The sequence below is a fragment of the Sphingomonas sp. CFBP 13603 genome (assembly GCF_014892665.1).
In the GTDB taxonomy this organism is placed as follows: Bacteria; Pseudomonadota; Alphaproteobacteria; order Sphingomonadales; family Sphingomonadaceae; genus Sphingomonas.
On the sequence record NZ_JADBIA010000003.1, the window covers coordinates 460776 to 473138 of the forward strand.

Here is a 12363-nt window from a genome sequence, read left to right on the forward strand (position 1 = left end):
TCTTGTTTCTGTTGATTCCGGTAAGGCTACCACAGTTTCTGGCGTGCTTGAGAGCGGACAGATCTGCTCGGGTGGCGCGGAGCTATCACCCGCGTCCTGCTCGTGGTCACCAATAAGCGATCCTACATCGGGTTTGAGCTGACAGCCGAAACCCTCTGACTAGCGTTCCGGTTTCGGCATTAACAAACGGCCGCTTACTGGCTCGCCAACTCCGGCTCGCTACGTCCATGTTTGGGCGCTTTCAGCCATTCGCCATAAGTTGCGGTAACGCGCAAAGCGGCTCGGCGAACTCGTCGGCATAATGACCCGACACGAGCCGTGCGCCGCGATTGACCAGCGGCAGCACCGGCAGCTGCACCACCTCGTATCGGTCGATCAGGCTGTCGAAGACGCGCAACTCCTGCGCATGCACAACGTCCTCGGCATCGTGCAGCACGATCGCCTTGGTCTGCAGCGCCTCCCGCGCGTCGTCACGGCGCAGAGCCCGCCACAAGGTGTTGAGACAATCGGCCTTGGTCGTCGGTCCGTCACGCGGGCCGATCACCATTCGGACACGCGCATCCCGTTGCGCAACCTCCGCGACGGCATCGATCGTGCCGCGATCGTTGGGATAGACGCCGACATAGATCCGGTAGTCGTCGTGATCGTAGCGTGCCAGCGCGGTCGCCAGCATTCCGCCGATGACCGCGACCTCGTCCCAGGCGGCAACGAACACGGCTATCCGACCCGGTCGAGAGGGAGGTGGCAATGTCGCGAGCGTCAGGCGTGGGCGGCGTCCGTACCGAACCCGCAGCACGATGAAGATCACGTCGATGAGCAGATCGTCGAGCCCGCCCAGCAACAGCCCGACGCCCGCGAACAACATGGTTTCGCGCGCGAAAACGTCGATCATCCACAACGACTCGATCACGTGCACCCCCGCTGCATGGAGGTACGCCACGTTATGTCCGTTTCGGATTCATTCGGGTCGGAATCGGATGTTTAGGAAATATCTCTCGCGTCTTGCTGCACGGGCTGAACCTTCCTGCCCGGCGAACATTACGTCCTTGATCCCTTTCCCCCCTTTCGGGATCGGTGCCGACCAATGCCCGGCCCGGCCGCACCGCGGTGTAGCGCGGTGCGGCCTAACCCTCGCAGGTCAGGCCACAGACGTCATGCCAGTCGCTCAAGGCCGATCGCGACCGCCACCGCCGGTGTTACTGCCGCCGCCGCTGCCGCCGGCACCCGCCGCGCCGACCGTGCCGATGTTGCCGAACAGATCCTGGAAGAACCCGCGCTGGCGGCCGAGCGTCGGCGTCTTCTTGCCGTACGGGCTGATCGAGGAGACCTGCTCCAGACCGCCGCGACGGATCGCGGTTACGGTGCCCTTCGCGTCGAAACTGATCTGCAGCGTGATCTGCGCATTCGGGCGCGGGTTACGGAACGCGAGGTTGCGGCTGTCGCGCGCGAGATAATACCAGTCGCCCTGGTCGAACTGTCCGGCAAGCGTCGGCTTGCCAAGCGTCGCGAGCACAGACTGGCGGTTGTCGACGCCCGGCTGGACCGAGTTCACGAGGTCGGTATCGACGACATAGCCCTGGTGCGAGCGCAGCTGGGTGCAGCCCCCGCTGGCCAATGCGGCGACCGCAAGTGCTGCGGCGAGACCCGTACGGGCGGAAAACACGCTCATATAAACTCCCAACCGGGGCACGCGAAAACACGTGACGGGTCCCACGCGATTGCATCGGCCGCCGATCGCCTCGATATGCGAGGATGCGCGGGCAAACAAGCCGAAGCGCGGCTTCGTGTTGAGGACGATGGATTTTGGGCTGGTTGGGAAGACTGCTCGGCGAGAAGCCCGACGAGGCGCTGCCGCTGTACAACGCCGTCGTCGGTCGGGCGCGCGCAGAACATTGGTATCGCGAGGGCGCAGTGCCGGACACGGTCGACGGGCGCTTCGACATGATCGCGACGTTGCTGGCGATCGTCATGCTGCGTCTCGAGACGGAGCCCGCTGGCGGTGAACCCGCCGCGCGGCTGGCGGAACGCTTCGTCGACGACATGGACGGGCAGCTCCGCGAGATCGGGATCGGCGACATCATCGTCGGCAAGCATATCGGCAAGATGATGAGCATGCTTGGCGGCCGTCTCGGCGCGTACAGGGATGGGCTGGCGGCGGGCGATATCGCGCCGGCTCTGGTGCGGAACCTGTATCGGGGTGCTCAGCCGGACCATTCCGCGCTGACGCATGTCCGCGAGTCGGTGATGACGTTTCATGCGCGGTTGGCTGCGACGCCACTACCAAATCTGTTATCTGGAGAATTGCCGTGAAGCCCGAGTTCAGCCGCCCCGAACGCCTCGACACGATCGGCGAACGCGAGCGGATCGTCGAGATCGCCGCGACCGAGGACGAGCGCGCGGCGCTGGCGAAGCGGTTCGCGCTGCTCTCGATCACGCGACTCGACGCGCGATTGGGGATCAAGCGCACCGACAGCGGCATCGTCGTGAAGGGCCGCGTGACCGGCGCGGCGGTGCAGGCGTGCTCGGTGACCGACGAACCGCTCGATACGAAGATCGACGAGCCGGTTGCGCTGCTCTTCGTCGATCAGCTGGTTTCGGAAGGCGACGAGGTCGAACTGTCCGACGACGCGCTGGACACGGTCGCGATCGAGGGCGGCACGATCGACCTTGGCGAAGCGGCGGCGGATACGTTGGCACTGTCGATCGATCCGTTCCCGCGTGGGCCCAATGCGGCGGCGGCGCTGGCGGCCGCGGGGGTCATCAGCGAGGACGAGTTCCGTCCGGCGAATGCGTTCTCGGACCTTAAGGCGAGGATGGCGGAGAAGGGCTGAGCAGCCTGCTATGGAAATAAGGGGTAAGGGATAGGGATTAGCCTATCCACACACCCGCCCCACCCCGGCGAAGGCCGGGGCCCAGTTGGAAAGGTGGGACTAACGAAGCGATGCCCTTCGTTAGCGACGTCCCCCAACTTGGCCCCGGCCTCCGCCGGGGTGGCCAGTCGATCGGGACGGTGCGCGTTTTTGAACCTCCACCCCTTGTTCTCCCGCGGAGGCGGGAGCCCAGTCTGGGTCCCCGCCTTCGCGGGGAAACAACTTTTTAGTCCGCGTCGGGGCCTAAGGTCGGGTCGAGATCGCGGGGGCGGATGAAGCGGGTCAGGCGGGCGGTGCCGGTTGCAATGCTCGCCCAGTCCCCCTCGAACTGGAGCTCGGCAATACTGGCCGTCGGATACTTGTCCTCGACCGCATCGCGCAACGGATCGACACCATCCGCAACCAGCAACAGGACCAGATCCTCCAACCCAGGATTATGCCCGACCAGCAACGCGCTCTCCGCCTCGGCCGGAAACCCGTGCACCACATCCAGCAACGTCGCCGCCGACGCCAGATACACCCGCCGATCCAGGTCCGGCGCGATCGTCCGGCCATACCCCGATTCGATCTGCTCCAAGGTCTCCGAAACCCGCACTGCCGGCGACGCGATCGCGTGGTCGAACGCCAACCCCAGCGACCGCATGTGCCGCCCAACCATCGCCGCGGCGCGCTTGCCCTTGGCGTTGAGCGGGCGGTCGAAATCGCGTGCGACCGGATCGTCCCAGCCTGACTTGGCGTGGCGCAACAGCGTCAACGTCTTCATGGCAATCCTCAAGCCGGTTCGCGGCTTTCATGCCCTACCGACGCTCGCGAGGAAAGCCGGCTTGCGACTCGGGCCACCGCTTCTTCGAGCGTGACGCGGGCGATCGGCACTCCCGGCGGGAACGCGCTGAGCAACCGCGATGGCATCGCCGCGGACAACATCACGAACACACCGGAATCGTCCGCGCGGCGGATCAACCGGCCGAATGCCTGCGCAAGGCGAGCGCGAACGAGCCGGTCGTCATACGCCGAACCACCGCCCGCGAGCCGGCGCGCGGCGTGCAGAACCGAGGGTTTGGCCCAGGGTACGCCCTCCATAACAACGAGCCGCAACGATTCGCCGGGCACGTCGACGCCGTCGCGCAGCGCATCGGTGCCGAGCAGCGACGCCCCCGGATCATCGCGGAAAATGTCGACCAACGTGCCGGTATCGATCGGATCGACGTGCTGCGCGTGGAGCGGCAGGCCTTCGCGCGCGAGTCGATCGGCGATGCGGCCATGCACGCCGCGCAGACGCCGGATCGCGGTGAACAGGCCGAGCGTGCCGCCGCGGCTGGCGACGATCAACTGCGCATAGGCGTTGGCGAGCGCGCCGATATCGCCGCGTTTCACGTCGGTGACGATCAGCACTTCGGCCTGTCGGGTATAGTCGAACGGGCTCTTCGCCTCGAACCGGGCGGCCGGGCGCAACAAATGCGGCGCCCCGGTGCGGGCTTCGGCGACTTCCCAATCGCCGCCGCCGGTCAGCGTCGCCGACGTGACGAGCGCACCGTGGGCGGGCTTCAGGACGATCTCTGCGAACGGCCGGGTCGGGTCGAGCCAGTGGCGATGCAGCCCGATATCGAACTCGCGGCCCTCGATCCGGTCGACCGCGAGCCAGTCGACGAAATCGCCATCGACCGGCCCGCCGACGCGCGCGAGCAGCGACAGCCAAGACGCCACCGTCTCCGCCCGCCAGCCGATCGAGGCGATCGCGCCTTCGACTCGGGCTCGGGCGGGCGCGTCCATCCAGTCGGGCGCTTCGGCGAGCACGGCTTCAAGCCGGCGGCCGAGCGTGACCAGCGGGCGGACGAGTGCGTCGAGCGCCGCGGCGGCAGGGGCTGCGGCCTCGATCAGCGTCGCGTCGGGTTCGGCGAGTTCGGTCTCCAGGCCGTACCCCGCGTCGCCGGGTTGTTCGGCCCGCGCGTAAGTGAGGCCGCGGACGGCGGCGAGCAGCGTCTCGATCGGTCCGAACGGCGCGCCTTCGCCGAGGCGTTGCAACCAACCGTCGGACGCCAGCGCCCCCGCCGCGGTCACCGCATCGCTGATCGCCCTCGCCCCCTGCTCGTCGTAGCTGGCGAGATCGGACAGGCGTGCGGCGAGCCCCCGCCGGCGCCCGCGACCGCTCGACTCGGGGCCGAGGATCCAACGGCGCAATTCGATCGTCTCCGCACCGGTCAGCGCGGTCGCGAACATCGAATCGGCCGCATCGAAGATATGATGGCCCTCGTCGAATACGTAGCGCGTCGGCCGGGTCGCAAGTTCGCGGCCACGCGCTGCGTTGACCATCACCAGCGCGTGGTTGGCGATGACGATGTCGGCGTCGGACGAGGCGCGGGCGGCGCGCTCGATGAAGCATTTCCGGTAGTGCGGGCAGCCGGCATACACGCACTCGCCGCGCCGGTCCGTTAGCGCGGTCGAGCCGTTGCGGCGGAACAGCGTCGGCAGCCAGCCGGGGAGGTCGCCACCGACCATGTCGCCATCCGCGCTATACGCGGCCCAGCGCGCGACGAGGTGTGCGAGGATCGCCGCGCGCCCCGCGAACCCGCCTTGCAGCGCGTCCTCCAGGTTCAGCAGACAGAGATAATTCTCGCGGCCTTTCCGCGTGACGACCTTGGCCTTCCGGATTGCTGCGTCGGGATACAGGCGAGCGGTTTCCTGTCCCAACTGACGTTGCAGCGTCTTGGTGTAGGTCGAGATCCACACCGCGCCGCCGGCCTTCTCAGCCCAGAGCGAGGCTGGGGCGAGGTAGCCGAGCGTCTTGCCGATCCCGGTGCCAGCCTCGGCGAGGACGAGGTTCGGCGTATCGCGCATCGCGCGCGGGGCGAAGGCGGCGGTGGCGGCACCGGCATAGGCGCGCTGGCCGGGGCGTTCCTCGGCCCCGTGGCCGGTGAGGTCGACGAGCCGCGCTTCGGCATCGCCGGGCTCGATCGTCACGGTACGCGGGGCGGGTCGCGGCGCGTGCTCCTCCCATTCGGGGAGCGACGAGAACAGCCAACGTTCGTTGACCGCCGGCTTTTTGAGCCGCTCAGCGACGACCGGCGCCCAAGGCCAGCGGAGGCGGAACAGCGATTGCGCGGCAGTCCACGCGCCCTCACGCTCGGGCCAGTCGCCATCGGTAAGCGCCAGCATTGCCTCGGCCGCACGCAACAGAAACGGCGCGACCTCCGCATCTTCGCTCGGCACGTCGAGCCCGGTAACCCGCGCGATCCCCTTCGGCGTCGGCACCGCGAACTGCGCCGGGCGAAGGAACGCGTAGAGTTCGAGCAGGTCGAGCCCCGACAGATCGGGATACCCGAGTCGCTGCCCGACCAGCGGCGCGTTGAGCATGATGACCGGCGTATCGGCAGCGATCCGGATCGCCTCGCCTCGCCCGATCGGACGCGCGCCCTCCGCATTCGCGATCCAGATGCCGGCGTGGCTGGCGTGGAGGGCAGGATAGCGAAGCACCGTGAGACCTTGCGGCAATGAGAACGAAAGGGCAACCTCTCGCTGTTTGTTCTCCCGCGAAGGCGGGAGCCCAGTCTGGATCCCCGCCTTCGCGGGGAAACACGCTGGCGTCGGTTTCGGCCTGAAGTGCTGCCCCCTCGCGGTTGTGCAAGCCTCCACCAACAAACTCACCCATATCGGCCGTTACGCAACCGGCACGGTTCACGTGCGTTGCGCATCCATCGATACCGAACTTTACCTACATCAACAGGGACGATCATCATGCGGAAGTTTCTCATGGCGCTGAGCGCGCTCTCGCTCGCAATTCCGGCGGCTGCCGTGATCCCCACGGGCAAGGCCGAGGCACGCTCGAAGCGCGAATATCGTGGGCATGACCGTCGTTACCGCGCCAAGCGTTGCCGCCATTCGAGCGGCACGACCGGCCTCGTCGCAGGCGGCGTCGGTGGCGCGGTGCTCGGCAATGCGGTCGGCGGCGGCTTGCTCGGCACGCTGGCCGGCGGTGCAGCGGGTGCGCTCGGTGGCCGTGCGGTCGACCGGACGATCACTGCGAAGGATCGTTGCCGCTGATAGGCGCATGCGGCGGTGGGGGTGACGGATCAGAGTGCACGCGCTAGTCGCGCTGTATCATGACCGATGAACTCCGCACCGCCGCCCTTGAGTCCAAAGCCTGGCCGTACGAGGAGGCGCGCAAACTCCTCAAGCGGTATCCGAACGGCAAGTCGGGCGACCCGGTGCTGTTCGAGACGGGCTACGGACCCTCGGGCTTGCCGCATATCGGCACGTTCAACGAGGTGTTGCGCACGACGATGGTGCGGAACGCTTTCCACGCGCTGAGCGACACGCCGACGCGGCTGATCGCGTTTTCGGACGACATGGACGGCCTGCGCAAGGTTCCGGACAACGTCCCCAATGGCGACATGCTGCGCGAGCATCTCGGCAAGCCGCTGACACAAATCCCCGATCCGTTCGGCACGCATTCGAGCTTTGCCGCACATAACAACGCGATCTTGCGCGAATTCCTCGACCGCTACGGCTTCGAGTACGAGTTCGCGTCGTCGACCGAATATTACACGTCAGGCCGCTTCGACGAGGCGCTGAAGGGCGTGCTGCATCACTTCCAGGGTATCCAGGACGTGATGCTGCCGACGCTTCGAGCCGAGCGTCGCGCGACCTATTCGCCGGTGCTGCCGATCTCGCCGACCAGCGGCATCGTGCTGCAGGTGCCGATCGAGGTGATCGACGCCGAGACGGGTCTGATCGCGTTCGAGGACGAAGGCCAGCGGATCGAGCAGTCGGTGCTCGGCGGCAAGGCAAAGCTCCAGTGGAAGGTCGACTGGGCGATGCGTTGGGTCGCGCTCGGCGTCGACTACGAGATGGCGGGCAAGGACCTGATCGATTCGGTCACCCAGTCGTCGAAGATCGCGCGCGTGCTCGGCGGGCGCCCGCCCGAGGGCTTCAACTACGAGATGTTCCTCGACGAGAATGGCGAGAAGATTTCGAAGTCGAAGGGCAATGGGCTCAGCCTCGAGCAGTGGCTGACCTACGGCCCCGAGGAATCGCTCGCGTTTTACGCATACCGCGAACCCAAGAAGGCGAAGTCGCTGCACATGGGCGTGATCCCGCGCGCAGTGGACGAATATTGGCAGTTCCGCGGCAATTATGCGGGCCAGGACCTGAAGCAGAAGCTCGGCAATCCGGTCCATCACATCCACGACGGCAAGCTGCCGACCGGCGAACTGCCGGTGACGTTCGGGCTGCTCCTCAACCTCGTCGGCGTGATGGGCGATGCGAGCAAGGAGCAGGTCTGGGGGTATCTCGCCAACTACGTGCCCGATGCGTCGGCCGCGAAATATCCCGAGCTCGACCGTCTGATCGGCTATGCGCTCGCCTATAGCCGCGATTTCGTCGCGCCGACGTTGAAGCGGCGTGCCCCCGAGGGCGTCGAGGTCGCGGCGTTGGAGCGGCTGGATGCGGAACTCGCCGCGCTGCCCGCGGAGGCGAGCGCGGAGGATATCCAGAACATCGTCTACGAGATCGGCAAGACCGGCGGGTTCGACAACCTGCGCGACTGGTTCAAGGCGCTGTACGAGACGCTGCTAGGTTCAGAACAGGGCCCGCGGATGGGGAGCTTCATCGCGCTGTACGGCGTGGCGAACTCGCGGAAACTGATCGCCGAGGCGTTGGCGCGGTAAAAGGGCGAACTAGCAACGATGCACCACCCCGGCGGAGGCCGGGGCCCAATTGGGGGACGTTGCTAACTCCCCTCCACGCTTCGTTACTCTGACCTTTCAAATTGGGCCCCGGCCTCCGCCGGGGTGGTGGATGGAGCCCTTCGATTTCGCGCGCTACCTAGACGACCGTGGTAGAACATATTAGCAACAAGTCCGCCTCCCCCGATCCGGAAACCGGCATGTTTCATCGACCGCTCGCGCGTCATCGCCTGTTCTTCGCGCTCCGCCCGCCACTCCCGCTAGCGCGCCAGATCACCGCTGCGGCGTCGTGGTTCGAGACCGACGGAGACAAGCTGCGTCCCGAGCACCTCCACGTCACGATCGACATCCTCGACGACCAAGATCGCGTGTCGACGGCGTTGGAGCGGGACCTGAAGGCGATCGGCGATGCGGTCGAGGCCGCGCCGTTCGCGATCGAGTTCGATACCGTGATCGGCAGCGATCGATCCATTGCGATGCGTCACCGCCGGCAGAACGCATCCTTCGCCGCCTTGTACCAGCGGATCGCCGTAGCGCGCGAGGCGGCAGGGCTACGCGCCCGCGCCGGCTTTCGCTCGAGTGCTCACATGACGCTAGGCTACCGTGACGGCGCGCCGTTCACGCAAGACATCGCGCCGATCGGCTGGGACGTGGATGCGTTTGTGCTGGTCCACAGCCATGTCGGCCGGACCCGGCACGACGTGATCGGGCGCTGGCTGCTGAGCGGTGACGACGACCGGCAACTGGCGCTGTTCTGAGCCTTCGAATTTGCCGCGCGCGCACGATCCCGTAGGATCCCGGACGCGATCGGTTGGTTCTTCCCTCGTGACCGCGCACCAAGGAGCAACAATGCGGCTGTTCTTCGACGACGCCCAGCGAACCCATGCGCCCGCGCGCGAACTCCACAACGGCGCGTTCACCGCCTATGCCGAGACGCCCGCGCGCATCGACGCGATCCTGCACGCGATCGGTCCGGTCGAGACGCCGGAGGATCGTGGCGAGGCACCGATCCTCGCGGTGCACTCCCCCGCCTATGTCGCGTTCCTGAAAGACGCCGCGCGACTGTGGCGCGAGGCGGGGCGGGAAGGCGACGCGATCCCCTACACCTTCCCGATCCGCGGCCGCCGTCCGCTCGACCTCACCCGGATCGACGCGCTGATCGGCGCACACAGCTTCGACGCGACCACGCCGATCACGCCCGAGACCTGGGCCGCCTCCTACTGCAGCGCACAGTCCGCGCTCGCCGCGACGCACGCCGTACTCGATGGCGACCGCGCCGCGTTCGCGCTGAGCCGGCCGCCCGGCCACCATGCCGGCGCAGACTATTGCGGCGGATATTGCCACCTCAACACCGCCGCGATCGCCGCGCAGGCCGCGCGCGACGCCGGTATCGCGCGCGTCGCGATCCTCGACATCGATTATCACCACGGCAACGGCACGCAGGACATCTTCTACGCCCGCGGCGACGTGTTCTACGCCTCGGTCCACGCAGATCCCAAGACCGACTACCCGTTCTACTGGGGCCATGCCGACGAGACTGGAGAGGGCGAAGGAGTCGGCACTACGCTGAACCTTCCCCTCCCCCACGGCACGCGGATCGATGCCTTCCGCACCGCGCAGACGACCGCGCTCGACGCGATCGCCACGTTCGATCCCGGCCTGCTCGTCGTCAGCTTCGGCGCAGACACGTGGGAGGGCGATCCGATCTCGCACTTCAAGTTGACCACGCCAGATTACGCGGTCCTCGCGCGTGATATCGCGGCACGCAACTTGCCGACCGTCATCGTCATGGAAGGGGGATACGCGGTCGACGCGCTAGGCCATAACGTGGCGGCGTTTCTCGCAGGGCTCGATGCATCGTCAAGATCATATTGACGGTGACGGATCAGTGCTCCAATAACGTGTCGTCAAGATCATCTTGACGGGAGCGCGCCATGACACCATCTGACGAAACTGATCTTCGCCAGCGCGCCGCCGGCCTTGCGCTGGCGTGGCAGGAGGAACGCACCCCGTTCGCGGGCGTGGCACGCGATGAATATCCCCCGATGATCGAGGCCGCGCATGTCGTTGCCGACGAGGCACGGCTGGCGCTGCATCGCTGGATCGACGCCAGTCGCCGCGCCGGGCTGAGCTGGACCGAGATCGGTGCGCTGATCGGCATCAGCAAGCAAGCGGCGCAGCAGCGTTTCGGCGGGGGCCGTGCCGACGGAATCGAAGACACGGACCATATCGTCCGCCAAGGCGCCAACGCGTTCAACGAGATGGCGATCATGGCGGAGGAAGGCGCAAACGGCCGCGAACTGGTCGGCACCGGCATGTTCCGGCTGATCTTCGTCCAGACCGATCGCGCGTGGGAGTATCGCCGGATGGTCGGGATCGGCCCGGATACCGACGCGATGGCAGTGCACGGGTGGCGGCTCATATCGTCGTGGTTGCCGTTCCATTACTTCAAGCGTCCGGTCGGTTGATGGACCCCGCTTCGACTCCCATCGCGATCGGCACGCCCGCCTATCGTCGCCTGACGCTCGCGATGCTGTTTGCCGGCTTCTCGACCTTCTCGCTGCTCTATTCGGTGCAGCCTTTGCTGCCGCTGTTCGCCGCGCAGTTCGGGTTGACCGCGGAGGGCGCATCGCTGGCGGTGTCGCTCGCGACCGGACCGCTGGCGATCGGCATCCTGTTCGCGGGATTCGTCTCGGACCGCGTCGGCCGCCGCCCGTTGATGATCGCGGCGATGTTCGCGGCCGGCGCGCTGACCTTGGCCGCGGCGGTCGTGCCGGGGTGGAGCGGGTTGCTCGTGCTGCGCTTCATGACCGGCGTCGCGCTTGCGGGCGTGCCGGCGGTGGCGATGGCCTATGTCGCGGAGGAGGTCGATGCGGGCGCGGTCGGCGCAGCGATGGGGCTGTATATCGCGGGCAGCGCACTCGGCGGGATGGCGGGGCGACTGGTCGTCAGCATCGTCGCCGATCTCGAGGGCTGGCGCTGGGCGCTCGCCGCAGTCGGCGTCGCTGGCCTCGCAATGGCGGAGGCATTCCGCCGGCTCGCGCCGCTCTCGCGCAACTTTACGCCGAGCGTGGGACGACCGGGCGCGCTGTTGCGGAGTGCCGGCGCGCTGTTCACCGATCGCGCGATGCCGTTGCTGTATCTCGAGGCGTTCCTGCTGATGGGCGTGTTCGTCACGATCTATAACTATGCAGGCTTCCGGCTGATGAGCCCGCCCTACGGCCTCAGCCAGGCAGCCGTCGGCGGCGTGTTTCTGCTGTACGTGCTGGGGTCGGTCAGTTCGGCGAAGTTCGGGACGCTGGCCGGCCGACTAGGGCGGCGGAAGGTGTTCTGGATCCCGGTCGTGCTGTTGATCGCCGGCGTCGCGCTGACTGCGATGACGCCGCTGGTGTTGGTGATCGCCGGGATTGCGGTCGTGACGATCGGCTTCTTCGGCGCGCATTCGATCGCGAGCGCCTGGGTCGGGCGCCGCGCGCAGGGCTCGCGCGGGCAGGCGGCGGCGTTCTATCTGTTCTTCTATTACATGGGGTCGAGCGTGTTGGGATCGGCCGGCGGGTTCGCGTGGACGCATGCCGGATGGCCGGGGGTGACGGCGTTCTGCCTGTTGCTGGGCGTGGCGGCGCTGGTGATCGGGCTGGTGCTGCGCACGGTGCCGCCGCTGGTGGTGGAGCCGCCGGTACCGCAGCGAATGCCGGATCCGTGACGCACCTCCCACCGTCATCCCAGCGAAAGCTGGGATATCGTCGTTTGGCACGCGTCATCTGATACGAAGGGATACCCCAGCTTTCGCTGGGGTGACGGGATTTGGCGGG

The 12363-nt window shown here is 66.9% G+C and carries 12 protein-coding genes; 8 read left to right on the forward strand and 4 right to left on the reverse strand.

Annotated elements, in window-relative coordinates; genetic code table 11:
* Window positions 1–241: 241 nt before the first annotated feature.
* Together IFR23_RS07655 and IFR23_RS07660 are read right to left on the reverse strand one after the other, a co-directional pair.
* Window positions 242–892 carry a glycosyltransferase gene (locus tag IFR23_RS07655; protein WP_192975339.1) on the reverse strand — a complete coding sequence of 217 codons (651 nt, stop codon included), beginning with the start codon at window positions 890–892 and terminating at the stop codon, window positions 242–244.
* 273 nt (window positions 893–1165) lie between these two features.
* Window positions 1166–1669 carry an outer membrane protein assembly factor BamE gene (locus IFR23_RS07660; RefSeq protein WP_192975340.1) on the reverse strand — a complete coding sequence of 168 codons (504 nt, stop codon included), beginning with the start codon at window positions 1667–1669 and terminating at the stop codon, window positions 1166–1168.
* 134 nt (window positions 1670–1803) lie between these two features.
* On the opposite strand from IFR23_RS07660, the gene IFR23_RS07665 reads away from it, so the two are divergent.
* Entirely contained in the window at window positions 1804–2310 is a 507-nt protein-coding gene (locus IFR23_RS07665) for a ubiquinol-cytochrome C chaperone family protein (protein WP_244655504.1), read from the forward strand.
* A complete protein-coding gene (locus IFR23_RS07670; RefSeq protein ID WP_192975341.1) occupies window positions 2307–2831 on the forward strand; it encodes a YceD family protein in 525 nt (174 codons plus the stop codon). The genes IFR23_RS07665 and IFR23_RS07670 overlap by 4 nt, the downstream gene beginning before the upstream one ends.
* Before the next feature lie 265 nt (window positions 2832–3096).
* On the opposite strand, the gene IFR23_RS07675 is transcribed toward IFR23_RS07670, so the two are convergent.
* Window positions 3097–3633: a SixA phosphatase family protein gene (locus IFR23_RS07675; protein WP_192975342.1), complete on the reverse strand. Its 537-nt coding sequence runs from the start codon at window positions 3631–3633 to the stop codon at window positions 3097–3099.
* Window positions 3634–3641: 8 nt separating this feature from the next.
* Window positions 3642–6341, reverse strand: a complete 2700-nt coding sequence (locus IFR23_RS07680) for an ATP-dependent DNA helicase (protein WP_192975343.1) — start codon at window positions 6339–6341, stop codon at window positions 3642–3644.
* A gap of 261 nt (window positions 6342–6602) precedes the next feature.
* On the opposite strand from IFR23_RS07680, the gene IFR23_RS07685 reads away from it, so the two are divergent.
* The 6 genes from IFR23_RS07685 to IFR23_RS07710 all read left to right on the forward strand — a co-directional run bounded on the left by IFR23_RS07685 (window position 6603) and on the right by IFR23_RS07710 (window position 12254).
* Window positions 6603–6908 carry a hypothetical protein gene (locus IFR23_RS07685; RefSeq protein ID WP_056053958.1) on the forward strand — a complete coding sequence of 102 codons (306 nt, stop codon included), beginning with the start codon at window positions 6603–6605 and terminating at the stop codon, window positions 6906–6908.
* A gap of 59 nt (window positions 6909–6967) precedes the next feature.
* Window positions 6968–8533 (forward strand): lysine--tRNA ligase, encoded by a 1566-nt coding sequence (locus IFR23_RS07690; protein WP_192975344.1) that lies wholly within the window; start codon window positions 6968–6970, stop codon window positions 8531–8533.
* A gap of 167 nt (window positions 8534–8700) precedes the next feature.
* On the forward strand, window positions 8701–9309 hold the full coding sequence (locus tag IFR23_RS07695; RefSeq protein WP_192975345.1) for a 2'-5' RNA ligase family protein: 609 nt from the start codon (window positions 8701–8703) through the stop codon (window positions 9307–9309).
* Window positions 9310–9400: 91 nt separating this feature from the next.
* Window positions 9401–10426 carry a histone deacetylase family protein gene (locus IFR23_RS07700; protein ID WP_192975346.1) on the forward strand — a complete coding sequence of 342 codons (1026 nt, stop codon included), beginning with the start codon at window positions 9401–9403 and terminating at the stop codon, window positions 10424–10426.
* Window positions 10427–10485: 59 nt separating this feature from the next.
* On the forward strand, window positions 10486–11019 hold the full coding sequence (locus IFR23_RS07705; RefSeq protein WP_192975347.1) for a hypothetical protein: 534 nt from the start codon (window positions 10486–10488) through the stop codon (window positions 11017–11019).
* Window positions 11019–12254 (forward strand): MFS transporter, encoded by a 1236-nt coding sequence (locus tag IFR23_RS07710; RefSeq protein WP_192975348.1) that lies wholly within the window; start codon window positions 11019–11021, stop codon window positions 12252–12254. Before IFR23_RS07705 ends, IFR23_RS07710 begins: the two co-directional genes overlap by 1 nt.
* Window positions 12255–12363 lie beyond the last annotated feature (109 nt).

What these genes read in the sequence shown, in the direction of transcription:
- IFR23_RS07675 (WP_192975342.1), bottom strand. Translation starts at nt 3,633, where the DNA reads ATGAAGACGTTGACGCTGTTGCGCCACGCCAAGTCAGGCTGGGACGAT.
- IFR23_RS07690 (WP_192975344.1), top strand. Translation starts at nt 6,968, where the DNA reads ATGACCGATGAACTCCGCACCGCCGCCCTTGAGTCCAAAGCCTGGCCG.
- IFR23_RS07685 (WP_056053958.1), top strand. Translation starts at nt 6,603, where the DNA reads ATGCGGAAGTTTCTCATGGCGCTGAGCGCGCTCTCGCTCGCAATTCCG.
- IFR23_RS07700 (WP_192975346.1), top strand. Translation starts at nt 9,401, where the DNA reads ATGCGGCTGTTCTTCGACGACGCCCAGCGAACCCATGCGCCCGCGCGC.
- IFR23_RS07705 (WP_192975347.1), top strand. Translation starts at nt 10,486, where the DNA reads ATGACACCATCTGACGAAACTGATCTTCGCCAGCGCGCCGCCGGCCTT.
- IFR23_RS07710 (WP_192975348.1), top strand. Translation starts at nt 11,019, where the DNA reads ATGGACCCCGCTTCGACTCCCATCGCGATCGGCACGCCCGCCTATCGT.
- IFR23_RS07660 (WP_192975340.1), bottom strand. Translation starts at nt 1,669, where the DNA reads ATGAGCGTGTTTTCCGCCCGTACGGGTCTCGCCGCAGCACTTGCGGTC.
- IFR23_RS07655 (WP_192975339.1), bottom strand. Translation starts at nt 892, where the DNA reads ATGATCGACGTTTTCGCGCGCGAAACCATGTTGTTCGCGGGCGTCGGG.